Source organism: Nocardia coubleae NBRC 108252 (genome assembly GCF_001612805.1).
GTDB lineage: Bacteria > Actinomycetota > Actinomycetes > Mycobacteriales > Mycobacteriaceae > Nocardia > Nocardia coubleae.
In genome coordinates this window covers 394744-420682 of the sequence record NZ_BDBD01000019.1, presented here as the reverse complement: position 1 = coordinate 420682, position 25939 = coordinate 394744, and the positions used below count along the sequence as shown (strand labels likewise).

23 protein-coding genes are annotated in these 25939 nt (G+C 66.8%); 12 read left to right on the top strand and 11 right to left on the bottom strand.

Annotated elements, in window-relative coordinates:
- Positions 1–306: 306 nt before the first annotated feature.
- The 7 genes from aceA to NCO8_RS21630 all read left to right on the top strand — a co-directional run bounded on the left by aceA (position 307) and on the right by NCO8_RS21630 (position 10757).
- A complete protein-coding gene (gene aceA / locus NCO8_RS21660) occupies positions 307–1596 on the top strand; it encodes an isocitrate lyase (RefSeq protein ID WP_067484780.1) in 1290 nt (429 codons plus the stop codon).
- 178 nt (positions 1597–1774) lie between these two features.
- Positions 1775–2641: a 3-hydroxybutyryl-CoA dehydrogenase gene (locus tag NCO8_RS21655; RefSeq protein WP_084457380.1), complete on the top strand. Its 867-nt coding sequence runs from the start codon at positions 1775–1777 to the stop codon at positions 2639–2641.
- 220 nt (positions 2642–2861) lie between these two features.
- Positions 2862–5192: a 5-methyltetrahydropteroyltriglutamate--homocysteine S-methyltransferase gene (metE, locus tag NCO8_RS21650; protein WP_067642112.1), complete on the top strand. Its 2331-nt coding sequence runs from the start codon at positions 2862–2864 to the stop codon at positions 5190–5192.
- A 151-nt stretch (positions 5193–5343) separates the two neighbouring features.
- Positions 5344–5844: a DUF4365 domain-containing protein gene (locus NCO8_RS21645; protein WP_067641953.1), complete on the top strand. Its 501-nt coding sequence runs from the start codon at positions 5344–5346 to the stop codon at positions 5842–5844.
- A 5-nt stretch (positions 5845–5849) separates the two neighbouring features.
- Positions 5850–6938 carry a hypothetical protein gene (locus NCO8_RS21640; RefSeq protein WP_067641952.1) on the top strand — a complete coding sequence of 363 codons (1089 nt, stop codon included), beginning with the start codon at positions 5850–5852 and terminating at the stop codon, positions 6936–6938.
- Between the two features lie 28 nt (positions 6939–6966).
- Positions 6967–7560, top strand: coding sequence for a hypothetical protein (locus NCO8_RS21635; protein WP_067641951.1), 594 nt, complete (start codon positions 6967–6969; stop codon positions 7558–7560).
- Positions 7557–10757: an ATP-binding protein gene (locus NCO8_RS21630; RefSeq protein WP_067641950.1), complete on the top strand. Its 3201-nt coding sequence runs from the start codon at positions 7557–7559 to the stop codon at positions 10755–10757. Before NCO8_RS21635 ends, NCO8_RS21630 begins: the two co-directional genes overlap by 4 nt.
- A gap of 6 nt (positions 10758–10763) precedes the next feature.
- Here NCO8_RS21630 and NCO8_RS21625 read toward each other — a convergent pair whose 3' ends face one another.
- From NCO8_RS21625 to NCO8_RS21615, 3 genes are read right to left on the bottom strand one after another with little or no spacing between them, the layout of a single operon-like run.
- Positions 10764–11495, bottom strand: a complete 732-nt coding sequence (locus NCO8_RS21625; protein ID WP_067641949.1) for a ZIP family metal transporter — start codon at positions 11493–11495, stop codon at positions 10764–10766.
- A 9-nt stretch (positions 11496–11504) separates the two neighbouring features.
- Positions 11505–12704 (bottom strand): AI-2E family transporter, encoded by a 1200-nt coding sequence (locus NCO8_RS21620; RefSeq protein ID WP_245655452.1) that lies wholly within the window; start codon positions 12702–12704, stop codon positions 11505–11507.
- Between the two features lie 36 nt (positions 12705–12740).
- On the bottom strand, positions 12741–13793 hold the full coding sequence (locus tag NCO8_RS21615; RefSeq protein WP_067641948.1) for an NAD(P)-dependent alcohol dehydrogenase: 1053 nt from the start codon (positions 13791–13793) through the stop codon (positions 12741–12743).
- Positions 13794–13911: 118 nt separating this feature from the next.
- Here NCO8_RS21615 and NCO8_RS21610 point away from each other — a divergent pair, with 118 nt between their 5' ends.
- A complete protein-coding gene (locus tag NCO8_RS21610) occupies positions 13912–14991 on the top strand; it encodes a S1C family serine protease (protein ID WP_245655451.1) in 1080 nt (359 codons plus the stop codon).
- Here the strand turns inward: NCO8_RS21610 and NCO8_RS21605 are convergent.
- From NCO8_RS21605 to NCO8_RS21570, 8 genes are all read right to left on the bottom strand, one after another.
- Complete coding sequence (locus NCO8_RS21605) at positions 14988–15554, bottom strand: vitamin K epoxide reductase family protein (RefSeq protein WP_067484793.1); 567 nt, start codon at positions 15552–15554, stop codon at positions 14988–14990. The two genes, NCO8_RS21610 and NCO8_RS21605, sit on opposite strands and share 4 nt — an antisense overlap.
- Positions 15551–16315: a DsbA family protein gene (locus NCO8_RS21600; RefSeq protein ID WP_245655450.1), complete on the bottom strand. Its 765-nt coding sequence runs from the start codon at positions 16313–16315 to the stop codon at positions 15551–15553. The genes NCO8_RS21605 and NCO8_RS21600 overlap by 4 nt, the downstream gene beginning before the upstream one ends.
- Before the next feature lie 76 nt (positions 16316–16391).
- A complete protein-coding gene (locus tag NCO8_RS21595) occupies positions 16392–17237 on the bottom strand; it encodes a polyphosphate kinase 2 family protein (protein WP_067641947.1) in 846 nt (281 codons plus the stop codon).
- Positions 17238–17252: 15 nt separating this feature from the next.
- Entirely contained in the window at positions 17253–18683 is a 1431-nt protein-coding gene (locus NCO8_RS21590) for an alanine/glycine:cation symporter family protein (protein WP_067641946.1), read from the bottom strand.
- Between the two features lie 36 nt (positions 18684–18719).
- Positions 18720–19352: a class I SAM-dependent methyltransferase gene (locus tag NCO8_RS21585; RefSeq protein ID WP_067484801.1), complete on the bottom strand. Its 633-nt coding sequence runs from the start codon at positions 19350–19352 to the stop codon at positions 18720–18722.
- Positions 19349–20608, bottom strand: a complete 1260-nt coding sequence (locus NCO8_RS21580; RefSeq protein WP_067641945.1) for a saccharopine dehydrogenase family protein — start codon at positions 20606–20608, stop codon at positions 19349–19351. The genes NCO8_RS21585 and NCO8_RS21580 overlap by 4 nt, the downstream gene beginning before the upstream one ends.
- Positions 20605–22023 (bottom strand): ABC1 kinase family protein, encoded by a 1419-nt coding sequence (locus tag NCO8_RS21575; protein WP_067642108.1) that lies wholly within the window; start codon positions 22021–22023, stop codon positions 20605–20607. The genes NCO8_RS21580 and NCO8_RS21575 overlap by 4 nt, the downstream gene beginning before the upstream one ends.
- A gap of 159 nt (positions 22024–22182) precedes the next feature.
- Positions 22183–22863, bottom strand: a complete 681-nt coding sequence (locus NCO8_RS21570) for a TetR/AcrR family transcriptional regulator (RefSeq protein ID WP_084475774.1) — start codon at positions 22861–22863, stop codon at positions 22183–22185.
- 199 nt (positions 22864–23062) lie between these two features.
- On the opposite strand from NCO8_RS21570, the gene NCO8_RS21565 reads away from it, so the two are divergent.
- From NCO8_RS21565 to NCO8_RS21550, 4 genes are all read left to right on the top strand, one after another.
- On the top strand, positions 23063–24391 hold the full coding sequence (locus NCO8_RS21565) for a DUF445 domain-containing protein (protein ID WP_174550353.1): 1329 nt from the start codon (positions 23063–23065) through the stop codon (positions 24389–24391).
- A gap of 93 nt (positions 24392–24484) precedes the next feature.
- Positions 24485–24931, top strand: coding sequence for a helix-turn-helix domain-containing protein (locus NCO8_RS21560; RefSeq protein ID WP_067641944.1), 447 nt, complete (start codon positions 24485–24487; stop codon positions 24929–24931).
- The gene (locus NCO8_RS21555; RefSeq protein WP_067641943.1) at positions 24931–25572 is read left to right on the top strand and encodes a heparin-binding hemagglutinin; all 642 of its coding nucleotides are present in this window, start codon (positions 24931–24933) and stop codon (positions 25570–25572) included. The genes NCO8_RS21560 and NCO8_RS21555 overlap by 1 nt, the downstream gene beginning before the upstream one ends.
- 93 nt (positions 25573–25665) lie before the next feature.
- Positions 25666–25938 carry a DUF2516 family protein gene (locus NCO8_RS21550; protein WP_067485839.1) on the top strand — a complete coding sequence of 91 codons (273 nt, stop codon included), beginning with the start codon at positions 25666–25668 and terminating at the stop codon, positions 25936–25938.
- Position 25939 lies beyond the last annotated feature (1 nt).

Here is a 25939-nt window from a genome sequence, read left to right as displayed (position 1 = left end):
GTTATGCTAAAACTCCTGGTCAGCACTACCCATCGGTAGCCGCAGTGCTTGCAATCACAGGGCAAATTTCGCAAAGTTAGCAACAGCGGCGGCAAACCTAGCTGAGATTCACACAACCAACAGGTAGACGGCTATTTCCGGGTATGCCATTGTTTGGAAGTACACCCCTCAGGCCCTAGCTAGTCCTAGCAAGCCTGCAAATTGCTTCAGCAGTACGACCCGTGCAACCGAAAGCGTTCAGCCGCCGGTTGTTTGAACGGCCGGACAGCGCGGAGCACCGACCACACCGAGGAAGTGGAGTCAGAGATGTCGACTGCCGGCACCCCGAAGACCGCTGCGGAAATCCAGCAGGATTGGGACACCAACCCGCGCTGGAAGGGCATTACCCGCAACTACACCGCCGAGCAGGTTTCCAAGCTGCAGGGCACTGTCGTCGAGGAGCACACCCTCGCGCGTCGTGGTTCGGAGATCCTGTGGGACCTCGTGAACAACGAGGACTACATCAACTCCCTCGGCGCCCTCACCGGCAACCAGGCCGTGCAGCAGGTTCGCGCCGGCCTGAAGGCCATCTACCTGTCGGGTTGGCAGGTCGCCGGTGACGCGAACCTGTCCGGCCACACCTACCCCGACCAGTCGCTGTACCCGGCGAACTCGGTCCCCTCGGTGGTCCGTCGCATCAACAACGCGCTGCTGCGCGCCGACGAGATCGCCAAGGTCGAGGGTGACACCTCGGTCAAGAACTGGCTGGCCCCGATCGTCGCCGACGCCGAGGCCGGCTTCGGTGGCGCCCTGAACGCCTACGAGCTGCAGAAGGCCATGATCGCGGCCGGCGCCGCGGGCGTGCACTGGGAAGACCAGCTCGCCTCGGAGAAGAAGTGCGGCCACCTCGGTGGCAAGGTGCTGATCCCCACCCAGCAGCACATCCGTACACTGACGTCTGCGCGCCTCGCAGCAGATGTGGCCGACGTGCCGTCGGTGATCATCGCCCGCACCGACGCCGAGGCCGCCACCCTCATCACCTCCGATGTGGACGAGCGCGACCGCGAGTTCCTGGACGGCACCCGTACCGCCGAGGGCTTCTTCGGTGTGAAGAACGGCATCGAGCCCTGCATCGCGCGTGCCAAGGCCTACGCCCCCTACGCCGACCTCATCTGGATGGAGACCGGCGTGCCGGACCTCGAGGTCGCGCGCAAGTTCGCCGAGTCGGTTCGCAGCGAGTTCCCGGACCAGCTGCTGGCCTACAACTGCTCGCCTTCGTTCAACTGGAAGGCGCACCTGGACGACGCGACCATCGCGAAGTTCCAGCGTGAGCTCGGCGCGATGGGCTTCAAGTTCCAGTTCATCACCCTGGCCGGCTTCCACTCGCTCAACTACGGCATGTTCGACCTGGCGCACGGCTACGCTCGCGAGGGCATGACCGCGTTCGTCGACCTGCAGGAGCGCGAGTTCAAGGCCGCCGCCGAGCGTGGCTTCACCGCCATCAAGCACCAGCGTGAGGTCGGTGCCGGCTACTTCGACACCATCGCCACCACCGTTGACCCCAACACCTCGACCGCAGCCCTCAAGGGCTCGACCGAAGAGGGTCAGTTCCACTGAGTTGCTTTGACTAGCAACGGATTTCCTCTACACCAGTAGGGGTGTACGCCCTCCCCTGCCGATCAGCCCCGGCAGGGGAGGGCATCCCTATATCGTGGGTCGCGAACCGCGGAGGTCTGTGACCCGAACCGGGCCGAAATCCGCGGCGCCAGCCGCCAACTACCCCAGGAGCGGGACCGTGAGCGACAAGATTCAGCGCGTCGGCATTATCGGCGCCGGACAGATGGGCGCGGGTATCGCGGAAGTGTGCGCACGCGCGCACGTCGACGTCCTCGTCTACGAAACCACCCGTGAACTGGCCGCCGCCGGTCGTGCGCGCATCCTGCGTTCGCTCGATCGTGGCGTCAGCAGCGGCAAGATCACCGAGCGCGAGCGCGAGCAGGCCGCCTGGCGGTTGCGCTTCACCTCCGACCTCAGTGACTTCGCCGACCGTCAGCTGGTCGTCGAGGCCGTTGTCGAGAACGAAGAGGTCAAGACGGCCATCTTCAGCGAGCTGGACAAGGTCGTCACCGACCCCGACGCCGTGCTCGCCTCCAACACCTCCTCCATCCCGATCATGAAGATCGCCGTCGCCACCGCCAATCCCGAGCGCGTGGTCGGTCTGCACTTCTTCAACCCGGTGCCGGTGCTGCCGCTGGTGGAGCTGGTCACCACGCTCAAGACCAGTGAGCCTGTTGCCAAGCGGGCCGAGGCGTTCGCCGCCGACATCCTCGGCAAGCAGGTCGTCCGGTCGGCCGACCGGTCCGGGTTCGTCGTCAACGCGCTGCTGGTTCCGTACCTGCTCTCGGCCATCCGCATGGTCGAGTCGGGGTTCGCCACCAAGGAAGACGTCGACAAGGCCATGGTGCTCGGGTGTGCGCATCCGATGGGGCCGCTGGCGCTGACCGACCTCGTCGGGCTCGACACGGTGAAGTCGATCGCGGACTCGATGTACGCCGAGTTCAAGGAGCCGCTGTACTCCGCGCCGCCGCTGCTCATGCGCATGGTGGAAGCCGGTTTGCTCGGTAAGAAGACCGGCGCCGGTTTCTACCAGTACGGAAACTAGGTTCCACGCACCGACGGCCGCCTTCCTCCCCGACGAGACGAAGGTGGCCGTCGGTGTTTCCGGGGGTGTTTGCAGGGGGAACGGCACACTGCCGACCGCTCGGCTTAAGCTGCTGTAGGCCGTTCGTGCACGCGCGAACCGGCTACTCGTCGAGCGCAGTAATTGCGCGGCGCCCGGTTGCCGGGCGACCACGCAGGTGATGGAAAGGGATGTCCCGTTCATGGTCAACGTCACCGATGGATTCGGGTCGAGCGTTCTCGGATATCCGCGGATCGGTCCGCACCGGGAACTCAAGCGCGCGCTGGAGTCGTACTGGCGTGGGTCGCTCGAGCGGGAGGAGCTGCTCGCGGTAGGCCGGGACATCCAGGAGCGTCAGTTCGACGAGCTGGCCGCCACCGGGCTCACCCAGGTGCCGGGCAACACCTTCTCCTTCTACGACCACATCCTCGACAACGCGCTGCTGTTCGGTGCGGTGCCGTCGCGGTTCAAGCCGCATCAGGAGGGCCTGCATCCGCTGGACTTCTACTTCCTGATGGCGCGGGGTAACCCGGATCTGCCGCCGCTGGAGCTGGTGCGCTTCTTCGGCACCAACTACCACTACCGGCAGCCCGAACTCGACGCCGACTCCACGTTCTCGCTGCACCCCGAGGCCCTGCTCGACGAGTGGGACCGGGCGATGGCGCGCGGGATCGAACTGCGCCCGGTGGTGCTCGGGCCGGTGTCGTTGCTGCTGCTGTCCAAGGCGGGGCAGGTGCCCGGCGAAGCGGAGTTCGACACGCTGAGCCTGCTCGACAAGCTGCTGCCGTTCTACGAGGAACTGTTCGAACTGCTCGCCAAGCGCGGGTCGACCTGTGTGCAGCTCGACGAACCGTGTTTCACGGGGGAGCAGTCCGACGCGGCGCTCGCGGCGTTCGAGAAGACGTATCAGCGGTTGTCGAAGGCGCCGCTGCGCCCGCGCATCCTGGTCACCGGCCAGTACGGCGACTTCGGTGAGGCGCTGCGAATCCTGGCGGCCAGCAATGTGGAGGCCATCGGGCTGGACCTGGCGTCCTACCGGATGACGCCCGAGGAGCTCGCCGAGATCCCCGGCATCCGCCGCAAGCGGATCTACGCCGGCGTCATCAGCGGCACCAATGTGTGGCGCGCCGATCGTTACGTGACGCTGAACTACCTGAACTCCCTCGCCGAGGTGTGCCCCGATCTGGTGGTGTCGACCGGCACCACCCTGCTGCACGTGCCCTACGACGTGCTCGCCGAATACGACATCGAGGGCAATGTCGCCGACCGGCTCGCCTTCGCGAAACAGAAGGTCGGCGAGGTCGTCTCGCTGGCGAAGGCGCTCACCGAGGGCCCGTCGGAGAAGTGGCGTAAGCGGCCCACCTCGGTGCACTTCAAGCAGAAGCACGCCGTGCGGCAGCGGGTGTACGCGATCACGCCGGACATGCGCGAACGGGTGCCCTATGCCGAGCGGGCCGCCGCCCAGCAGGAACGCCTGAACCTGCCCTTGGTCCCGGCCACCACGCTCGGGTCGTTCCCGCAGAGCAGCCGGTTGCGGCAGGCGCGTCACGAAGTCGCCGCGGGCCGGTTGTCCGAGCAGGACTACCGCAAGCAGGTCGAAGCCGAGATCGAGGCGACGATCCGGTTGCAGGAGGACATCGGTCTCGACGTGTTCGTCCACGGTGAGCACGAACGCAACGACATGATCCAGTTCTTCGCCGAACAGCTCGACGGCATGGCGACCACCCGCTTCGGCTGGGTGCAGGTCTACGGTTCGCGCTGCGTGCGGCCGCCGATCATCTACGGCGACGTGGCCCGGCCCGCGCCCATGTCGGTGGACTGGACAACCTACGCCCAGTCGCTCACCGACAAGCCGGTGAAGGGCATGGTCACCGGGCCGGTCACCATGCTGGCGCGCTCGTTCGTCCGCCAGGATCAGCCGCTCTACGAGACGGCCGACCAGGTGGCGCTGGCGATCCGCGACGAGGTGGTGGATCTGGAGAAGGCGGGCATCGCCATCATCCAGGTCGACGAACCGGCCATCCGAGAGCTGCTCCCCGCGCGCCCACAGGGTCGCGAAGAGTACCTGCGCTGGGCGGTCGGCGCGTTCAAACTCGCCACCTCCGGCGTGCGCCCCGACACCCAGATCCACACCCACATCGGCTATTCCGGCCGCACCGAGGTGGTGGACGCGATCGAACAACTCGACGCCGACGTCACCGCGATCGTCGCGACCCGCTCGATCGAATGGGTCATGCAGGCCCTCACCGAGGACGCCGCCACCGGCCACGGCCTCAGCCACGGCGTCGGCCCCGGCGTCTACGAAAGCCGCTCGGCCCGCATCCCCGACATCGACGAACTCGACGAACTCCTCACCCAGGCAGCCAAAGCGGTTACCCCACAACGGTTGTGGGCCAACCCAGACGGTGGTCTGAAAACCCGCCACTACTGGCAGCTGGATCCGTCGCTGCGCAATATGGTAGCTGCGGCCCGGCGGGTGCGCCGGCGGGCACTGGCAGCCGAAGCAGAGGTGGCCGCCTCCGCCACGGAATAGGCAGGGCACTCCACGGGCGCGCCGGATCCCGGTGCGCCCGTACCGTGACATGCCGACCGTCGGCGTGAAAAATGCTGAACCTCAGCGTGTCTCGTCGGCACAGGCTACAGTTCGCTCTCGATAGTGTCGGGTGGGGGCCAGGAGGGGCGCGGTGCTCGATCCCAATCATCATCAGGGGAAATTCGGGCACGACTACGTGCGGGTGCTGGCTTCGGCGGCGGGGCTGGTGTGGTCTACCGACGATGTGGACGTCGACGGTGTCGACCTTTGTATCAAGCAGCCGGGGCGCACACGGTTCGGGATCTCGCCGCAGATCGAGGTCCAGATAAAGACCGTGTCGCGCCCGCGATACCGGCAGGGGCAGCTGGTGTTTCCCGGGCTGAGTCACACTCAGTTCAACCAGCTCGCGGGGTCCGACTTCGCCATTCCTCGTTACCTTTTCGCGGTGCATGTGCCCGCTGTCGCGACCCAGTTCGCGGACACGGTCACGGGGGCGCTGCTGCTGCGGCACTGCGGGTACTTTCTCTCGCTGCGCGACCGCACCCGTTTCCCTGCCGACGACGCTAAACGCAAAGTGTCGGTTCATATCCCGCTCAGCAATATCCTCGATGTCCCGGCGCTGCGCGCGCTCGTCGCTGGATCGCCGCGTTGAGAGCCATGGCGGCCATGCTCCGGCGCGCAGACGTGATCGGATATCTCCAGGCCCAGGGCTGGCAACCTCGCGAGGATTGGCGCAACGGGCACGTCTGGTCACACGGTGAATTCGACGTGCTGGTGCCCGGGGCCGAAGTGGCCGACTTCGAGGCGCGGATGCGGGCGCTGGTGCGGTGTGTCGCCGATGCCGAGCAACGCACCATGGAGATAGTGGCGCGCGATATCGTCTCCGGCGGTGTGGATGTGATCGGTTATCGCGCGGGCGACGAGTTCTCGCTCGACATGGGTGCCGCCGCATTGACCGCGTTGCGATCATTGCTGACGGCCTGTGCGAATCAGGCTGCGGTAAGAGAGATCTCGACTCGAACACTGCGCGGCGAGGCGGTGAGTCAGCTGCTCGCGGCAACTAGGTTGATGCCACGTGACGGCCCATTCGGTTTCGACATCTTTCTCAGCGGCGGCCCAGGTTCACGGCTAGGTCGCAGTTCTGCGGTCCGTCTGCTCGATGTGGCTGCCCTCGTCGGGGAAGTGGCGAGTTTGGACTCAGATATGGCTTTCGGGTTGGTGCGTGAGATCCGCTACGAAACCATCGAGGCATTCGGTGCGCTCGGGTCGGCTGATCGGAACCCGACGCAGTTCGAGTTGAGCTTCCATTGGTCACGACAGGTCCCGCGGCCCGATGTCGCGGTCGAGTTCACGCACTCAGCAGTGTCCCGGCTCCCGGAGCTGCGCGATACAGCCGTCGATCTGCCTCCATCGCACTCCGAGCGGCGCGAGTTGCACGGCGGTCTCGACATGCTCGAGTTGTCCTCCGGTGAGACGCCTCTCTCGACGGTCGAAGGGGCAGTCGTCGGACTGGACAACGACGGGGGTCCGAAAGCCATTGTGCGCGGTCTGCTCTGGGTGGGCGATACCAGCACCGGGCGGCAGCGCCGCATCACCGTGCGCCTACGCAACGCGGACGAGTATGCGGTGGCGCTGGCCGCGCACAGTTCCGGCGCCCAGGTACGTGCCACCGGCAGCTACGACGGCAAACGTGACCTAGAGGTGTCCGAAAACGGATTCGCTGTCGTAGAGGGCGACGGATCGTGAGAGAACGGATCGAACAGTGTCTGATCAGATGAGCCCCAGGGAATGCGCCGCTTTGCTGGCGCTGATGGCCGAAGCGCGCGAGCTCACGAACGCCGAGCTATTCGCGGTGGCCGGGGTGACGCTGGACGGCAAGCCTCGGCTCAAGCTCAACAAACTGGGGCTGGTCGTCAGCGAACGGGTCGGTCGCGGCTTCGTGCACGAACTCACCGAGCGCGGCGCCAAGTGGTGCATCGAGGAATTCACCCGTCCCCGGCCAGCCAAATCGGGGTCCTTCGGCGGGGCCCTGTATGTGGTCCTGGCCGGGCTGCACCGGCACCTCGTGTCCAGTGGCCAGGTGCTCAGCGACATCTTCCAGCCGGATGTGCCGGGTCAGATCCTGCGGAAATACGCCGAGATCACCAAGGGCAAGCCGGACCAGGTTCGCCTGGCCGAGCTGCGCGGCCGGTTGCCGCATATCCCGCCCTCGGACTTCGCGGTCGCGGTGATCACCCTCGCCGACCATGACGGCGTGCACGTGCGCGCCGAGGCCGACCGCAAAACCTTGACCGACGACGACCACGCGGCCGCGGTAACCCTGGGCGGCACCGCGCGCCATCTGCTCACCGTCGAGGCGGGGCGTTGAACGAGCAGCAGCGGCGCGCACTTGCGCGGGTACAGTTCAGCACCGCACTCGTCCCCGATTCGATCTGGCGGCCCCAGACCTATCACGTCGAAGACCTGCACCGCCGAGCCTCGGCCCAGATCGCCAGGGCGATCGAGGTGGCCGAGGATCGGCCGGACACCGCGCCGACGGGGTTCATCCTCCGGGGCGATCCCGGCGTCGGGAAAACCCATCTGCTGGGCTGGATTCGCGAGTCTGTGCAGGCGCGCGGCGGATTCTTCTTCATGCCCAAGTTGATTGATGGCGCATCGTTCTGGGACGGCGCGGTACACGGGGTGATCAACCGGCTCACCGACGCCGACAACGGCCAGTTACGGCGGCTGCTGGTCACCCTGGCCAAGCGGGCCGGTTGCGATGCCGAACGCGTGGCCCGCATCGCGGGACCTATGCTCCCCAAACCCGAAGACATCAAGCAATTCCTGCGCGACTTGAACGCTCGCGAACCACAACTGGGCTACGAATGCAGAGATACGCTGCGCGCACTCGTGCTGTTCCGGGCCGACGGAGACCTGCGCGATATCGCCGACAGCTTCCTCGTATTGCGCGAGCAACTCGACCCCGACATCGCCCTGAAGTGGGGGTTCCGCCGCGGAGAACGCAACGCGCAGCTGATTTTTCACGATCTCATCCGGCTGTTCGCGGCGTCTGGACCGGTGGTGGTGGCACTCGACCAGATCGATGCCGTGCTGGCGGAGTCGGCGACCGGCGGCGGCGCGCGGGCAGCAAATCACGCGGACAGTTTGATGAAGCTGCGGGAGGAGACGGTGCGGACGATCATCACCGTCGCCTGCATCCCCTCGACCTGGCACCGGTTGCAGAGAGAAGGGCTCAGCTCCTCGGCAGACCGGTTCACAGTGGTCGACCTGGAAACAGCGCTGCCTGGCGCCGAGGTGGCCGCGGCCGTGGTGGCCGCGCACCTGGCCGCACAGTACGACGAGGTCGACTTCGTCCCGCCCTACCCCACCTGGCCGATCGCCACCAAGGCCTTCGAGGCACCCGAGGTGGCCAGGTACACCCCCCGCAGATTGCTACAACTGGTCGCCGAGCATATACAGGAGTGCCTCGTCAGCGGTGAGATTCACGAACTCGAGGATTTCGGTGCGATCGGTGCAAGCGGAAATATGAAAGACCTTGCAGCACAACTCGATCCGGCGCCGTTCGACGTACAGTTCGCTACTCTGCGTGCCGCCGCCGATATCACCTCCCCGCTCGACCCTGCCAGAGAAAACGAGGTCATGGTAGGTCTGTTCAACGCCGCTCTGCGGTGCTTCGTACTCGAACGCCCCGAACGTGACGACTTGAAAATCGACGACGCGACCTCCACCGGCCGCGCTGTGCACGCGCGCCTGCGCCGCACTATCGACCCGGTTCTCGAGGAACAGGAGCACTGGAGCTTCCGGGCGATCGCGCACCCGCATCCTGTGGCGGTGCTATCGCGAATGCGCTCGGCGGTGATCGAATCCGGCATCGAGGAGGCCAACGACAAGCGTCACCTGACGATTCTACGGAACACGGCCTTCTCGAACGGGCCGAGAACCCTCGAGATGCTGGATGATCTGCGTGCCGCGAACGGTTCTACGCTGGCCATCACCCACGACGATCTGCGGACCTTCACCGCACTCCGAGAAATGATCGCCGAGCCGAAGCCGGGGTTCGATGTGTGGCTGGCGCTGCGTGAGCCTGCCGGTAGTACTCAGCTGTTCCGTCGGGTCTTCGGCGAGTTGCCCCCGCCTGCAGTGAAATTGATGCCTGCTCCCACTCCCGCGAATGTGCTCGCGCCCGCGATTGCGTCCACAGCTCCGAATGCGGTAACCGCTCCGAACGCCGCCGCACCGATTACAGCCGCGACTGTGAATGGGGCCGCGGCTGCGAATGCATCTGTGAGCCGGCATCCGGCGATCGGCGGCAACGGTTCGCAGACCACACCGACAGTGGTGCTCGGTTACGGCCTTACCGATGACATCGAATTCCGAGTGCCAGTGGACATGCTGCGCAAGCACGTGGCCCTGTTCGCAGGCAGCGGCTCCGGCAAAACTGTGCTGTTGCGACGGCTCGTCGAAGAGTTGGCGCTGCATGGGGTTTCGTCGATCGTGATCGATGTGAACAACGACCTGTCCCGCCTCGGTGATGCCTGGCAGCAGCCGCCATCGGCCTGGCGTCCGGGTGACGCGGATAGGGCCGCACAGTATCTGGCCGACACCGACGTGGTCGTGTGGACGCCGGGCCGGCAGGTCGGCCGCCCGCTGGTGTTGAATCCGCTTCCCGATTTCGCTGCGGTCCGTGACGATCCCGACGAACTGTGGACTGCGGTGGAAATGGCGGTGGGCAACTTGATCACGCGCACCGGCATCAAGGGCGCCAAGTTCGATCGGGCGCGGGCGGTGCTCCGGGAGACGCTGCTGCACTTCGCCGGCACTGGTGAGACGAAATTGTCCGGCCTTGTCACGCTTCTCGCCGATCTGCCCAACGGTGTAAGCAAGGTACGCAATGCCCGGCCGCTCGCAGTCGAAATGGCGGATGGTCTACAGGTTTCCATGATCAATGATCCGCTGTTCGGCGGTGAAGGTGAACCGCTCGACCCAGGAGTACTACTCGCCCCGGAGCCGGGCAAGAAGGCCCGGGTCTCGGTGATCAGCTGCATCGGGCTCCCTGGTGCGGTACAGCGGGCCACCTTCGTGAGCCAGCTTCAGGTGGCCTTGTTCACCTTCTTCAAAACCAACCCGGCCCGTGAGCGTCCGCTCGGCGGGTTGCTCGTACTCGACGAAGCGCAGGAATACGCGCCTGCAGGCAAGGACACTCCAGCCACCGCCAGCACCCTGACCCTCGCCGCTCAGGCTCGCAAGTACGGTCTCGGCATCGCGTATGCCACGCAAGCGCCGAAAGGATTGCACAACAAGGTGGTCGGCAATACGGCAACCCAGTTCTTCGGCAAGCTCGTCACGGGCGTCCAGATCCAAGCAGCCAGAGGTATTGCGGCCTCCTGGGGCGGGGACCTTGACGACATCGGCCACCTGGACGCGGGGCAGTTCTACGGAGCCACCGGGGGTAAGGCGTTCCGAAAGCTTGCCACGCCAATGTGTTTGAGTCATCACCCGCCGAGTCCACCGACCGAAACGGACGTGCTCGAGCGGGCCCGTCGCACCCGCGAACAACTCTAGCTCGAGTCAGTGGCTCATTGCCGACACCACGAACATGGCGCCGAGACCGAGAAGGGTGAGGAAGAGGGTCAGGCGGGAGGGGTGTTCGGCGTGGGCTTCGGGGAGGATGTCGGCGGTGGCGAGGTAGAGGAGGAAGCCGGCGAAGTAGCCGAGGTAGAGGCCGATCCATTGTTCGGGGACGTGGATGAGGGTGCCGAGGATGGCGCCTACTACCGGGGCCAGGGCGTCGAGGGCCAGGAGGGTGATGGCGCGTTTGCGGGCGTGGCCGTAGAGGGTGGGGATGGTGAAGGTGTTGAAGCCGTCGGCGAAGTCGTGGCAGATGACCGCGATGGCTACCGACAGGCCGACGGTGGCGCCCGCCTGGTAGCCGATGCCGATGCCGAAACCGTCGAGGGTGCTGTGGAAGATCAGGCCCATCGCGGCGAGCAGGCCGATCGATTCGAAACCGTGGTGGTGCGAACCGAATTCGTCCTCGTGGCCGGTGTGGATGGCGACCGCGCGTTCGATGATGTGCAGGCTCATGAACCCGACAACCGCCGCGATCAGCGCCACCGGCACACCGAACGCCTCGTCGGGTGACTGCTCGAGGGCCTCGGGGATCAGGTCGAAGGCGACCAGGCCGAGCATCACCCCGGCCGCGAGACCGAGGACCAGGTGCTTGCGGTCGCCGATGCGCATGGCGACGAAACCACCGAACAGGGTGGACAGCATGGAGACCACAGACAACAGAATCGCCATGGTGCGGGCCTATTCGTCGACGGTTCGGTCGGGCTCGACGGGTGTCTTCGTCCGGGACCTGGACAACCACCGGCGCTTCTGCTTCGGCGGTGGCCCGGCCTCCTCGGTCACCCGATACCGCCGGACGTAGGCCCCGGCGAAACCTTGCAGCGTCGCGGTGACCGGGATGGCGAGCAGCGCACCGGTCGGGCCGAGCAGCGCCGCACCCGCGATCACCGCCCCGAACGCCACCGCCGGATGCATATCGAGGGTAGTCGCGGTGATCCGTGGCTGCAGCACATAGTTCTCGAACTGCTGGTACGCCACGATGAACAGCAGGATCCACAGCGCGGTGATCGGGTCGTGCACCAGGGCTACCAGCACCGGAAGGGCACCGGCGAGATAGGTACCGACGGTCGGGATGAACTGCGAGACCACACCCACCCACAGCGCCAGCGCGAACGCCGACGGCACATCGAACACCCGCAGCGCCACATAGTGTGCGATCGCCGAGCACAGCGCGAGCAGCGCGCGCGAGTAGATGTAGCCGCCGGTCTTCTCCACCGCGATATCCCAGGCGCGCAACACATGTTTCTGCTGGCGCGGCGGGAGCAGCGAACACACCCAGGTGCGGAAGCGCGGACCGTCGGCGGCGAAATAGAACGTGAACAGCAGCACCCCGAGCAGCTGGAACAGCGCACCGATCGCGACTGTGCCGATGCCCCAGACGTTTCCGGCCAGACCCACGAGATAGCCCTCGATGGTCGAGCTCCACTCGGTGGCGTATTTGGTGAGGTCGGCGCCGGACAGGTTCTGGTCGAAGGTGCGGTTGATCCAGTCGACCACGTCCTGGATGTAGCCGGGTGCGTCCTGCACGAGCATGGTGACCTGGTCGATGAGCAGGGCGCCGAGCGTCCCGAAGAACGCGACCATCACCACCAGTAGGACGAGGAACACCGCACCGGTGCCGGCGCCACGCGGAATGCCGTGCCGGGCAAGCCAATTCACCGCCGGTTCGATGGCGAAGGCCAGGAACAGCGACACCAGCAGGATGGTCAGCAGGCCCTGCAGTTTGCCGAGCACCCAGAAGCCCGCGATCAGGATGACGAGGGCCAGGGCGGTGTAGAGCAGGGCGCGCGGGAACCAGCTGGGCGGGGTCCGCACCGTCCAGGTGATCGGCATGGCGCCCACCGCGGTCGGTGTGTCCGGGCGCGTATCGTCGTCGGCCACGACGTCACGGTACCCGGCGGTGGGCGCCGGACCGGCTCAGATGGACGCGGTGTCGATCACGAAGCGGTACTGCACATCGCTGGCGACGACCCGGTCGTAGGCGGAATCGATGTCGTCGGCGGAGATGAGCTCGATCTCGGCGCCGATGCCGTGCGCGGCACAGAAATTCAGCATCTCCTGGGTCTGCGCGAGACCGCCGATCATCGAACCCGACAGGGAGCGCCGGAAGCCGGCCAGATTGCGGCCGGTGACGCTCATCGGCTTCTCGGGCAGGCCGAGGATCACCAGGGTGCCGTCGAGGGCGAGCAGCCGCAGGTAGTTGTCGATGGGTAGATCGGCCGAGACGGTGTTGATGATGAGGTCGAACTCGCCGCGCAGCCTGCGGAAGGTCTCCTTGTCGCTGGTGGCGTAGTAGTTGGTCGCTCCCATGCGCAGGCCGTCGTCGCGTTTGCGCAGCGACTGACTCAACACCGTCACCTCGGCGCCGAGCGCGGCGGCGATCTTCACCCCGACGTGCCCGAGCCCGCCCATGCCGATGATCGCGACCTTCTTGCCGGGGCCCGCGCCCCAGTGGCGTAACGGCGAGTACAGGGTGATGCCCGCGCACAGCAGCGGTGCGGCGACGTCGAGGCCGATGCCCTCGGGAATGCCGACGACGAACTTCTCGTCGACGACGATGTGGGTGGAGTACCCGCCCATGGTGTAGCCGCCGGGCTGGATGTCCTCGGGGACGGGGTTGTTGTAGGTCCAGGTGGCGCCCTTGGCGCAGTACTGTTCCTCACCGGCCAGGCACGGTGCGCACTTGCCGCACGAATTCACCAGACAGCCCACCCCTACGCGGTCGCCCACCTGGTACTTGCGCACCGACGACCCGACCGCGCTGACGATGCCCGCGATCTCGTGCCCCGGCACGCAGGGGTACCGCGCACCACCCCATTCGTCGCGGGCGGTGTGGATGTCGGAGTGGCAGATGCCCGCGAATTTGATGTCGATCGCGACATCGTCGGGTCCGAGCGCACGGCGTTCGATCGCGACCTTCTCGAAGGAACCGTCGGCGGACGGCAGGGCATAGGCGGCAGCGGTGCTCATGGGTATATGCCTACCGCTGCATACGAGGTTTGCCAACCGCCGGGTGGCGGATGTCGATCAAGCCGGACCCGAGCCGGGTGACAATGGAAAGGGTCGGCCCGCGAGAGAGGACGTGCGCGTGCAACGTGGATCACGGGTGCTCATGGCGCTGGTCGTCGCGCTGCTCGCCCTCGGCGGTGTCCTCGGATATCGCGGTGAGCTGGGGTTCGAGCGGGCCGCGCCGCAGGAATTCGTCGCGGCGACGCCCGCGCCCGTGCCGCTGGATCCGGGCCTGGTCGCCGCGCAGGTGCAGCCCGCGCTGGTCAATATCTCGGTCGACGCGAGCCGGTTCGGAACCGCGGCCGCCGGGTCGGGCATCGTGCTCACCGGCGACGGGCAGATCCTCACCAGCCACCACGTCATCAAGGGCGCCGAGGATGTGTCGATCACCGACGTGGGGACCGGGCTGCGCTACCCGGCCACCGTGCTCGGTTACGACTCGAGCGCCGACGTCGCCCTGCTGGCGCTGGCAGGCGCCGCCGGCTTGCCGACCGCGCGGATCGGTTCCTCGGCCGGGCTGCGATTACGTCAGGATCTGCTCGCCATCGGCGACGCGGGCGGCGACGGTGGTGAGCAGACCTCGGTGGCCGGGCCGATCACCGACCTGGACGCCAGCATCGTCGCGATGAACTCCGCGGACCTGAGCCGCAAATCGTTGCGCGGGATGGTGGAGATCGCGGCACCGGTGGTGGGTGGGCAGTCCGGTGGGGCGCTGGCCGATGGCACGGGCGCGGTGGTCGGCGTCATCACCGCGGCCTCCGGTGATCGCGGCACGCAGGACCGCCAGCCCAAACCCGCGCACGGTTACGCGGTGCCCATCGACACGGCCATGCGGATCGTCGCCCAGATCCGCTCGGGCACGCCGACCGATACCGTGCACATCGGGCCGACCGCCACCCTCGGCGTGCAGATCGTCGACGCGAAACCGGCGGGCGCGCGGGTCGACTGGGCCTTCTTCGGGCAACCGGCCCGCGCCGCCGGGATCACCGACGGTGACGTCGTCACCGCCGTCGACGGCGAGTCGATCACCACCGCGCGGGCGCTGAGCGCGGCCATCAGCAGGCGCAAACCCGGTGATGTGGTGCGCCTCGACGTCACCGCGCCCGACGGCAGCATCCGCGTCGTCGACGTGGTGCTCGCCGAGGGCACGCCCAACTAGACCTTGCTCAGCCAGTAGTCCTGGAACTTCAGGAACATCAGCAGCAGCACCACGGCGTAGAACACGACGACGAGCGTCCAACGCCACTCGGCCAGGATTCCCATCGGCCCGCGCGAGCCACCCCAGGTCTCCTGGGTGGCCACCGCGAACAGCACCGGCACCGCCACCCACACCACCATGCAATACGGGCACAGCGCGTTGATGCGGTACAGGCTCTGGAAGATCAGCCAGCAGATCGCGGCGACGCCGAGGACCGTGCCGACCCAGAGCGAACCCCAGATCCAGCGCGGGAAACCCACCCCGATCACCGAGAGCACGCCGAGGGTCACCACCACCGAGAACCCGACGATGCCGATGATCGGGTTCGGGAAGCCGAATACGGCGGCCTGCTGGGTCTGCATGATCGACCCGCACGACAGCACCGAGTCGAAATTGCACGAGGCCATGTAGGTGGGATCGGTGAACAGCTTGAACCGTTCGACGGTGAGCGTGCACGACGCCAGCCACCCGGCCAGCCCCGCGATCAGCAGCAGCCAGGCCGAGCGAGCCGACGCGGTGATCACTTGGCCGCGTCGGCGATCACGGACGCCAGGCCGTCTTCGGTGTAGACGGCGTTGCTCTCGATCAGCTCGCCGTCGACGAAGATCGACGGTGTGCCCTTGAGCCCGCTGGTCAGCAGGGTCTGGGTCGTCTTGGCGAGCGGGTCGGCCATGGCCTTGTCGTTGATGCAGGTGGCCACGGCCGGATCGGTGTACCCGGTCTCGTTCGCGATGGCCACGAGCTGTTCGTTGCTCAGGCCGGCGCCGCCCTCGGCGGGCTGACGGTGGAACATCAGCTGCAGCCAGTTCGGGAATTTGTTCGCGTCCGAGCGGGCCACGCAGTAGGCGGCGTTGCCCGCGCGCGAGGAGTACTGGTTCGTCGAGGCCTTGTCCAGGAAGGAGATGATCTGGTACTCGACCGACGCGGTGCCGTCGGCCGCGGCCTTGGCCAGGGCGAGGCCGTTGGCGGTCTCGAACTGCTTGCAGGCCGGGCACTGCAGGTCGGCGACGACGCGCACCTTCACTTTGGCGTCGGGGTTGCCGATCAGCACGCTGCCCGACGGGGTGACCGTGCCGACGGTCGCGGGCAGCGTTGGCAGTCCCTCGGCCCCCGTGGTACCGCTGCCGGTACTGGTGTCGGAATCGGATCGGTTCATCGCGATACCGATACCGATCGCCGCGACCAGCGCCACCAACACCGCTGCGACACCGACCTGGATCGCCAGCTTGCGCTTCTTGTCGGCGGCCTCCGCCGCCGCAAGCGGATTCTTGCTGCCCGTGCTCACCGTTGTCACACGCCTTTCGCTCGTCTGCTCCACGACATCATGCGGGCCGAACCTGAGAGTTTGTTCAAAGACAGGGTCAGGACTGATCGAGCAGGCGCAGCTGTTCGGCCACGTCGAAATTCGCGCCGGGCCAGTCCAAGTTCAGGCCGGTGAGCGCGTCGATCAGTAGTTCGGTGACAGCCAGCCGCGAATACCATTTCTGATCGGCTGGCAGCACGTACCACGGAGCGTAATCGGTATTCGTGCGATCGAGAACGGCCTGGTAGGCCTTCTGGTATTCGGGCCAGAAGGCGCGTTCGGTGATGTCGGCCGGGTTGAACTTCCAGTACTTGTCCGGCCGTTCCAGGCGGGCGCGCAGCCTGCGCTTCTGCTCGTCGAGGGAGACGAACATGGCGACCTTGACGATGGTCGTCCCGGAGTCGGCGACCTCTTTCTCGAACGCGTTGATCAGGTCGTAGCGCTGCTCCCATTCCGACTGCGGTACCAGGCCGTGTACCCGAACCACCAGCACGTCCTCGTAGTGGGAGCGGTCGAAGACGCCGAGCTGGCCGGCAGTGGGCAGGCGCTTGCGGATGCGCCACAGGAAATCGTGCGCCCGCTCCTCCTCGGTCGGCACCCCGAAGGAGGCGTGGTCGACGCCCTGCGGGTCGACCGAACCGATCACGTGCCGCACGATGCCGCCCTTACCGGCGGTGTCCATGCCCTGCAGGATCAGCAGCACCCGGCGGTTACCACCGGTGCGTCCGTGCGCGAACAACTTCTCCTGCAACACCGACAGCACCTCGCCGCGTTCGGGCAACATCGACTTGCCCAGCTGCTTGCCGCCGAGGAAACCGGGCGTCGCCGAGGTGTCGATATCGGCGACGCGCAGCCCGTCGGCGCGCAGGGCGGTGGTGACGGGCTCGGTCCACAGTTTCGCCATCAGGCATGCCTACCACTAGTCGCGGCGCGTCTGCCAGCACGCCACCCCGGCGGGGTCGGCGATCTCGGCCCGGTGCACGTACACCGGGTCCTTACCGGCGCGGCGCTGGGCGCGGTAGTCGGCGAGCAGCCGGAACGCCACCGCGCCCAGCGGCAGGATCGCGGTGAGGTTGACCAGGGCCATCACGCCCATGAACACGTCGGCCAGGTTCCAGATCAGCGCCACCGAGCCGAGCGCGCCACCGAACACCGCGACCAGCACCAGCACCCGGAACACGGTGAGCAGGCGCGGATGGTCGGTGATGAACTCGATATTGGCGCGGCCGTAGTAGAAGTTCCCGATCATCGAGCTGAACGCGAGCATGAACACCACCGCGGTGAGCACGTGCCCGGCCCAGCTGCCGAGGGTGGTGTGCAGCGCGGTCTGGGTGAGGTCGGCGCTGTGCCGCTCGGACAGATCCGGGTCACTGGTCAGGATGATGAACGCGGTGATGGAGCAGACGAGCAGCGTGTCGAAGTAGACGCCGAGCGACTGCACGAGACCCTGCTTCACCGGATGCGAGACATCCGCTGCCGCAGCGGCATTCGGGGAGGAACCGAGACCGGCCTCGTTGGAGAACATGCCGCGCCGGATGCCCTGGGTGATGGCCATACCGATACCGCCGCCGACCACCTCCCGCAATCCGAACGCCCCGCCGACGATATCGGCGAACACCCGTGGCAGGTCGTCGAGATTCAGCGCGACCACGGCGATGCCGAGCAGCAGATACACCATGGCCATCACCGGGACCAGCACCTCGGTGATGCGGCTGATGCGGCGCACCCCACCGAAGATCACCAGGCCGAGCAGCCCGACCAGTGCCAGCCCGACCAGCGGCGCGAACCAGTCGCCGTCGATCACCGCGAGCGAGGCGCGACTGGTGGCGACGATGGTGTTGGCCTGCACGGCGTTGAAGACGAAACCGAAGGTCACCGTGATGACCACCGCGAAGATCAGGCCCTGCCAGCGCCGGCCGAGACCGTGCTGCATGTAGTAGGCCGGGCCGCCACGGAATGTGCCGGGTTCGTGTTCGGGTCGCTTGTAGAGCTGGGCCAGCGTGGATTCCACGAATGCCGAGGCGGCACCGAGGGTGGCCATCGCCCACATCCAGAACACCGCGCCCGGCCCGCCGACACTGATGGCGGTCGCGACGCCCGCGATATTGCCGGTGCCGACCCGCGCCGCCGCCGAGATGCTGAACGCGCCGAACGCCGACACCGACCGCTTGCCATCCGCGGCGGGGGTGCCCTTCTCGGCGACCACCCGGAACATCTCCGGCAGGAACCGCAACTGCACGATGCCGGTGCGCGCGGTGAAGTACACCCCGGCCACGATCACCAGTGGGATCAGCAACCAGTTCCAGAACACGTTGTTGATGTCGACGATCACCGAATTCAGCGTGTCCATGCCCGGCAGGCTACCGCCGGGCTACCGCGTGTCGGCTCAGGCGGGGCGGGTCGCCTCGACGTATTGCATGAAACGGTGCACGCGCTGGGTGATTTCGGTGAGCCCGGAGGTGGCGAACAGGGTGGGGAAGGTGTCGCGGTCGAACAGGCGAAGACCGCTCACGCCCGCGGCCAGGGTGCTTGCCTTGCCGAAGAGGTTGTCGTCGCGGTAACTGGTGGTGATGGCGATGCGACCGCCCGGCGCGAGGACGCGGATCATCTCGCGAGCGGCGGCGATCGGGTCGGGGATCAGGTAGAGGGCACCGAAACAGCAGACGGCATCGAAGGTTTCGTCGGCGAAGGGCAGGGTGCGGGCGTCGCCGCGCACGTAGCCGACGCGCGGTCCCGCGTTGTCGGCGGCGGCGCGTGCCAGCATCGGCGCGGAGTAGTCCAGACCGGTGACGAAGCCGTCGCCGCTGAGGTGTTCGCTCAGGTAACGCGTGAAATTGCCGGGGCCGCAGGCCAGATCGAGCACCTTCTCAGGTCCGCCCAGGCGCAGCGAGCGCACCGCGTCGCGACGGTCGTCGCCCGTGGTGCGGCCGCTGGCCAGGTAGAACAGGGTGGGACGCCAGGCGTGCTCGTAGATCGCCGCGAGCGCGGGCGCGTTCATGGCTTTGCGGGCCAGGTTCACTGCCGTGCGACCTCGATGGTCATGCCCGCCGCGCGCAGCCGCTCGGTGAGCGCCTCGCCCATGGCCGACGCGGGGGTGAGAATGCCCGCGCGCTCGGGCAATTCGTCGAACGCCAGGCACAGACCACTTTGGCCGAGCAGCACGGCGGTGGCCTGGTAGCCGGGGTCGCCGGTGCCGGAGAACGTCGCCTGGTACTTGGCGCCGGAACTGGTGCGGGCGAAGGCCTTCATGGTGAACCAGCCGCTGCGGCGGGCCTTTTCGTCCGGGCCGGTGCCGGGCTTGGGCAGGATACGGTCGAGCAGTTTGCGGCCGAGCGACACCCGCGACAGCACCGCGCCCGAGGTCATCCCGGCCACGATGCCGCCCGCGATACCCGCCGCGACCAGCGGTGCGGTGGCCGAGGTACCCGCGTTCATCACCTCGCGGTAGCGGAACTGCTTGCCGTAGGGCCAGCCGAGCAGGCCGTTGCTGCGGCGTACCACCTTGGTGTTGTGCGAGGCCATGATGAACGTGGTGACCCAGCCGTGCAGGCTCGGATCGATGCTGTCGGCGCGGGCCAGGGCCTGGTCGGTCTGCCTGCCGACATCGGGATCCATGCTGCGATCGGGGCTCAGCGAGTACGGGTGCGCCAGGATCTTCGCGCGCCCGGAATCGGCGGCGATGTCCTCCATCATGGCGCGCCCGGAGTCGATGGTCCCGCCACTCATCCCACCCTTGAGGTAGGCGACCAGCGTGGTGTCCTCCAGCTCGCCGGTGTTGTCGGCGACGGAGGCGCGGTAGATCTCGTACACGCTCAGGTCCGACGGAATCGAGTCGTAACCACAGGAGTTCACGATCTTGGCGCCCGAGTCGACGGCGGTCTGCTCGAACTGCTCGATCGCGTCGTGGATGAACAGCGGTTCACCGGTGAGGTCGGCGTAATGGGTGCCCGCCGCGGCGCACGCGCCGAGCAGCGGCAGACCGTAGCGCAGGTACGGGCCGACCGTGGTGACCACGACCTTGGTGCGCTCGGCCATCGCCGCGAGCGAGGCCGCGTCGGTCGAATCGGCGACCACCAGATCCCACGACGCGGCGGCGGGGCCGAGTTCCTCGCGCACGGCGGCGAGCTTGTCGCGCGAACGGCCCGCCAGCGCGATCTTCGCGGTGGCGGGGGCGGCGGTGAGCAGGTACTCGGCGGTGAGCTTGCCGACGAAGCCCGTGGCGCCGAACAGGATCAGGTCGAACTCGCGGTCTTGCGGCACGGAGGAGCCTTTCATCGGGTGGTTGCCTTGCGGGGGCGCGTCTTCTTCACCGGTTTCGGTGGGTGGGTGCGCAGCCAATCATGATGGGCGATGCCCAATTCGGTGACCGGCGGCTCGTCGTAGAGCCATTCGCGGGCGATCGAATGCCAGTTGTTGGTCGCGTCGAGCTGGCCGAGCATGCCGAAGGTGAGGAAGTCGGCGCGGCGGGAGAAAAGGTGCTCGGGCGGCAGATTCTGCTGCTTCATCCCGGTGAACTCGCTGGCCCTCGGGTCGACGGCGAGCAGGAACGCGCCGCTGGCCAGCTCCGGGGTGATGGTGAGGACCTCGTCGACAAGACACCACTCGGAGGCGGCGAGCACGTATTCGAGACACTCCTCGGCGCCGATCTCGTCGGGCGAGTCGATCACGCCGCGATCGATCATCAACTGGCGCAGGTCTTCCGAACGCTCCTCGGCGGCCGCGCGCAGGCACAGTTTCTCGAAGTGCACCAGTTTCGGGTCCATCCGGTTGAACAGGCCGAAATCGAGGAACGCCACCCGGCCGTCGGGCGCGAGCAGCACATTGCCCGGATGCGGGTCGCCGCAGAACTCGTTGAACGTGAACAGCGAACCCACGTAGAAGCGGTAGACGATCTCGCCGATCCGGTTGCGCTCGGCGTCGGGCAACGTGCGCATCTCGTCGAAACCGGCACCCTCGACGAACTCGCTCACCAGCACCCGGGTGGTCGACAACTCGGGCACGGCCGACGGAACGAAGATGAACGGGTGGTCGCGGTAGAGGTGCGCGATCTCGCTCTGCGTCGCCGCCTCGGCCCGGTAGTCGAGTTCGGCCTCCATGTTGAGCTTCAGCTCGTCGAGCACGGCCGGGGTGATCCACGGCATGGCCGAGGCGAGCACGCGCCGGAACATGGTGAGGTTCTTCAGATCGGCGCGGACCGCCACGTCGACGCCGGGGTACTGCACCTTCACCGCCACTCGCCTGCCGTCGGCGAGGGTGGCGCGATACACCTGGCCGATCGAGGCGGCGGCGATCGGCTCGGGGTCGAATTCGGCGAACACGTCCTCGAGCGGGCGGGCGTAGTCCTGCTCGATCACCGCGCGCATGTTCTCGAACGACACCGTCGGTGCCGCGTTGCGCAAAACGGCCAGCCGCTGCTGGAAGCGATCGCGGTGGTCTTCGGGGACCAGGTCCAGATCCAGCACCGACATCATCTGGCCCAGCTTCATGGCCACGCCCTTCATGGTGCCGAGCACCATGACCACCTGCTCGGTGGTGCGGATCATCGACTCCTCGGCCATCTTCGCGCGCACGGCCTCGGACCTGCCGCGCATCGACAACCGGGTCTTCTTGGAACGGATGACCGAACTCGCCGCCACCGCCCCCAGCTTCGTGCCACGGGCAAGCCGGGATGTCGGCACGTTCTTCGCCATCGAGGTACCTCCGTTGGTGCCGACGTGCACGCTGCCCGAACGCCTGACGGCGCACGGCAACCTCGCGGTGACACATGCCACAGCGCCCCGCTCGGTTCAGCGTAACCAACCGCGCGGCGATGTCGAGCCCGGGACGGCGATGTCTGGTATCAGCGCTGGTCAGGACTCCGGAAGTGGCGGTAGAACGTGTGTCTGTTCGGTGAAGACAGCGGGCGAGCCACCCGCGCGAGCGATGCCCTCGATCGCGCTCCAGGCCATCATCGTGAGGTAGTCGATGACGTCCTGGCGTGGCATCGCCTTGTCGGTGGTGGTCCACCAGTGGGTGGCCAGCTGGATGCCGCCGACCAGCACGTAGGACCACAGCATCGCACCGTCGGTGCGGATGCCCTTGGCCCCGGCCCGGTCGATGAGTACGGCGGTGACCACCTCGGCGAACAGGCGCTCGAACTCGGCGAGCGAGGCATTGTCGCCGCTGCCGTTGTGCATGATGAACCGGTAGACCTCGGGGTCGTCGTCGACGGTCCCCACGTATTCGGTCATGGCGGCGCGCACCAGCTGGTACTCGTCGGCATCGAGGCTGATGGCGCCGTACACGCGCGGCAGCAGCGTGGTCTCGATGAAGCGCTGCATGGTGGCGTGCACCAGGTCGTTCTTGTCGGCGAAGTACCGGTACAACACGGTCTTGGACACGCCGATCTCGGCGGCGATCTCGTCCATGCCCGCCTGCGCGCCGCGTACGCGGATGGCGTTGAGGGTGCCGTCGACGAGCTCCTCGCGCCGGTCGATCTTGTGCTGGCGCCACCGCCTCTTGCGGCCGTCGACGGGACCCGCGCCGCGCACGGCGGAACCCCGACCGGTCTGCTCGCCGATCTCGACAAGGTCTTCGGTGGACAGGACAGCCCCCTTGCGATCGATGTGGCGTCTCTCGCGATACAGCTTAGGCCTGTCGATGTGGGGCAGCGCTCGTTTAGGCCACGTTGGGGGATTTACCACAGGCCGGCGTCGGCGCGGCGGCATTTCGCACAGCAGAATGGGGGCCATGGAGAAAGCTCCCGGCAACACGGCGGTGCTCACGCCGCGCACCGCACCGGCACAGCCCGCCGGGTTCGCGGATCTGACCGACGAGGCGGGCAAACGACGCGACCTGTTCAAGATGAAGGCCCTCGCCACCGGCTTCCTGCTGGTGGCGACAGTGATCTATCTGCTGTGCCGCTGGCTCGAGTCGCGCGGTGGCGGCGGCGCGTGGGTCGGTTATGTGCGCGCGGCCTCGGAGGCGGGCATGGTCGGCGCGCTGGCCGACTGGTTCGCGGTGACGGCGTTGTTCAAGCACCCGCTCGGCTTGCCCATTCCGCACACGGCGATCATCCGCAAGAAGAAGGACCAGCTCGGCGAGAGTCTCGGCGCGTTCGTCGGCACCAATTTCCTCGCTCCCGATGTGGTGTCGGCCCGGCTCGACGCGGCCCAGATCTCGCTGCGGGTCGGGCGGTGGATGGCCACACCCGCCAACGCGGCGCGGGTGGCGCAGGAGAGTTCGACCATCCTGACCGCCGTGGTCGGCGTGCTGCGCGACGAGGACGTCGAGCAGATCATCGACAACACCATCGTCAAACGCATCGCCGAACCGCAGTGGGGTCCGCCGCTCGGCCGGGTGCTCTCGGAGCTGATCGCCGACAACCGGCAGCTGCCGCTCATCGATCTGCTCGCCGAGCGGGCGCATCAGTGGGCACTCGGCTCGCAGGAGACGATCGACCGGATCGTGCTGCGCGACGCGCCGCAATGGGCGCCGAAATTCGTCAACACATTGTTGTCGGAGCGGATCTACCGGGAATTGGTGGAATTCACCTGGAAGGTGCGTTCGGACCCCGAACACGAACTGCGTCTGGCCGCCACCCGATTCCTGCAGGATTTCGCCGACGACCTGCAACACGACGAGGCCATGATCGCCAAGGCGGAAAAGGTGAAGGCCGAGATCATGGGCCGCGAACAGATCACCGGAATGGCGGAGGCCACCTGGCGTGCGGCCAAGCGATTGATTCTCGAGTCGGCGAACGACCCCGATTCCACGTTGCGACGCAAAGTGGCGGAGAATGTGCAACAGCTGGGTGAACAGTTGCGTGACGATCCGGCGATGCGTGGCAAGGTCGATGGGTGGATCGACCGGGGGGCGCGCTATCTGGTGGGTAACTACGCCGCTGAGATCTCGACCCTGGTGACGGATACGGTCGCCCGCTGGGACGCCGACGAGGCGAGCCGGAAGATCGAATTGCAGGTGGGGCGGGACCTGCAATTCATCAGGATCAACGGCACTGTCGTCGGATCGCTGGCCGGCCTGGCGATCTACACGATCTCGCAGCTGCTGTTCCACTGATTCCGGGCGTTCGCCCGGCGGCTGCTAACTGTAGTGCTTGCAAGAGCTAGCACCCTGACCTAGTATTGACCGTACAACGCCAGAAGGTGAGTGATGGCAGACCAGCCCGAGAACCGAGTCGTCCATGCGGCTCAAGATATCGGAGGGTTCATCAGGTCCCAGCGCGAAGCTGCGCAGGTGTCCCTGCGTCAACTCGCTGCCCTGGCTGGGGTGAGTAATCCGTACCTGAGCCAGATCGAACGCGGATTACGTAACCCTTCCGCCGAAGTACTCGCGCAGATCGCCAAGGCACTGCGGGTTTCTTCGGAGGTGTTGTATGTGCGGGCCGGATATTTGGAACAGCGCCCGCACAGCCCGGTCCGGGACGCCCTGCTGGCCGACACTTCGGTGACCGAACGGCAGAAACAGGTGTTGCTGGAAATCTATGAGTCGTTTCGCCGGGAAAACGGGGAAGAAACCGGCTCAGGGGGGAACGAACGGGACAGCGACGTTTCGTTCACGACAATTGACACTCCGCCACACCAGGAGAGCGAAGACTGATGACCGAGAAGACCGCTACCGTGACCAAGCCGCTGTTCGCCACCGTCGGCGCCGGTGATGCCATCTACACCGCCGTGAACGAGGTCGTCGCCGACGTCCGCGAGCGCGTCGCCACCACCGATGCCAAGGCCCGTGTCGAAGAGGCCCGCGAGCGCATCGCCAACGTGCCCGCCGACGTGCAGGCCCAGTTCGACACCATCCGTGAGCGCCTCGCCGGCCTGCCCTCGGAGCTGCCGGAGGACCTCGCCGAGCTGCGCGAGAAGTTCACCCCCGAGGAACTGCGCAAGCTGGCCGAGCAGTACTACCGCCAGGCTCTCGACATCTACGCCGACCTCGCCGTGCGCGGTGAGGAGACCGTCGAGCGGCTGCGTGCCAACGAGGCCGTCGACGAGCAGATCGGTCGCGTCGAGTCCCTGTACAAGGATGCCTCCGCCCGCGCCGAGGAAGCCCTCGCCAAGGTCACCGACCTGCTGGGCCGTGGCAAGGAAGAGGCGCAGGCCGCTGCCGCCGAGGCCGCCGCTGTGGTCGAGGCCGAGGTCGTCGCCGTGACCGACGAGGCCGCCCCGGCCAAGGCTCCGGCCGCCAAGAAGGCGCCGGCCAAGAAGGCCCCCGCGAAGAAGGCCGCACCCAAGAAGGTGTAACCCTCACCGCCGACAGCGGCCCCGCGCACCCCTGGTGTGCGGGGCCGCTGTTCGTATGATGGGGGAGTGAATGTGGTGCATGGAGTGACGGGGATGATTTTGCTGGTCCTGTGGCTGGCAGCCTTCGGTGCGACGGTGTTCGCGCTGATCCATGCCGTGCGTCAGCGGCCCGACGCGTTTACGGCCGTCGACAAGATGACCAAGCCGATCTGGCTGGCGATCCTGGCGGGCGCGCTGGTGTTCCTGCTGCTGGGGATCAGCGGGTTCGGCATGCTCACCTCGTTCATCGCGATCATCGCGACCGGTGTGTATCTGGCCGATGTGCGGCCGAAAGTCGACGAGGTGCAGCGCGGGCCGCGCTGGTAAA

Bases quoted from the DNA above. Each gene is read 5' to 3' on its own strand.
- aceA (WP_067484780.1), top strand. From the start codon at position 307: ATGTCGACTGCCGGCACCCCGAAGACCGCTGCGGAAATCCAGCAGGAT.
- metE (WP_067642112.1), top strand. From the start codon at position 2,862: ATGGTCAACGTCACCGATGGATTCGGGTCGAGCGTTCTCGGATATCCG.
- NCO8_RS21640 (WP_067641952.1), top strand. From the start codon at position 5,850: ATGGCGGCCATGCTCCGGCGCGCAGACGTGATCGGATATCTCCAGGCC.
- NCO8_RS21635 (WP_067641951.1), top strand. From the start codon at position 6,967: ATGAGCCCCAGGGAATGCGCCGCTTTGCTGGCGCTGATGGCCGAAGCG.
- NCO8_RS21625 (WP_067641949.1), bottom strand. From the start codon at position 11,495: ATGGCGATTCTGTTGTCTGTGGTCTCCATGCTGTCCACCCTGTTCGGT.
- NCO8_RS21615 (WP_067641948.1), bottom strand. From the start codon at position 13,793: ATGAGCACCGCTGCCGCCTATGCCCTGCCGTCCGCCGACGGTTCCTTC.
- NCO8_RS21595 (WP_067641947.1), bottom strand. From the start codon at position 17,237: ATGGCGAAACTGTGGACCGAGCCCGTCACCACCGCCCTGCGCGCCGAC.
- NCO8_RS21590 (WP_067641946.1), bottom strand. From the start codon at position 18,683: ATGGACACGCTGAATTCGGTGATCGTCGACATCAACAACGTGTTCTGG.
- NCO8_RS21580 (WP_067641945.1), bottom strand. From the start codon at position 20,608: ATGAAAGGCTCCTCCGTGCCGCAAGACCGCGAGTTCGACCTGATCCTG.
- NCO8_RS21575 (WP_067642108.1), bottom strand. From the start codon at position 22,023: ATGGCGAAGAACGTGCCGACATCCCGGCTTGCCCGTGGCACGAAGCTG.
- NCO8_RS21565 (WP_174550353.1), top strand. From the start codon at position 23,063: ATGGAGAAAGCTCCCGGCAACACGGCGGTGCTCACGCCGCGCACCGCA.
- NCO8_RS21560 (WP_067641944.1), top strand. From the start codon at position 24,485: ATGGCAGACCAGCCCGAGAACCGAGTCGTCCATGCGGCTCAAGATATC.
- NCO8_RS21555 (WP_067641943.1), top strand. From the start codon at position 24,931: ATGACCGAGAAGACCGCTACCGTGACCAAGCCGCTGTTCGCCACCGTC.
- NCO8_RS21550 (WP_067485839.1), top strand. From the start codon at position 25,666: ATGATTTTGCTGGTCCTGTGGCTGGCAGCCTTCGGTGCGACGGTGTTC.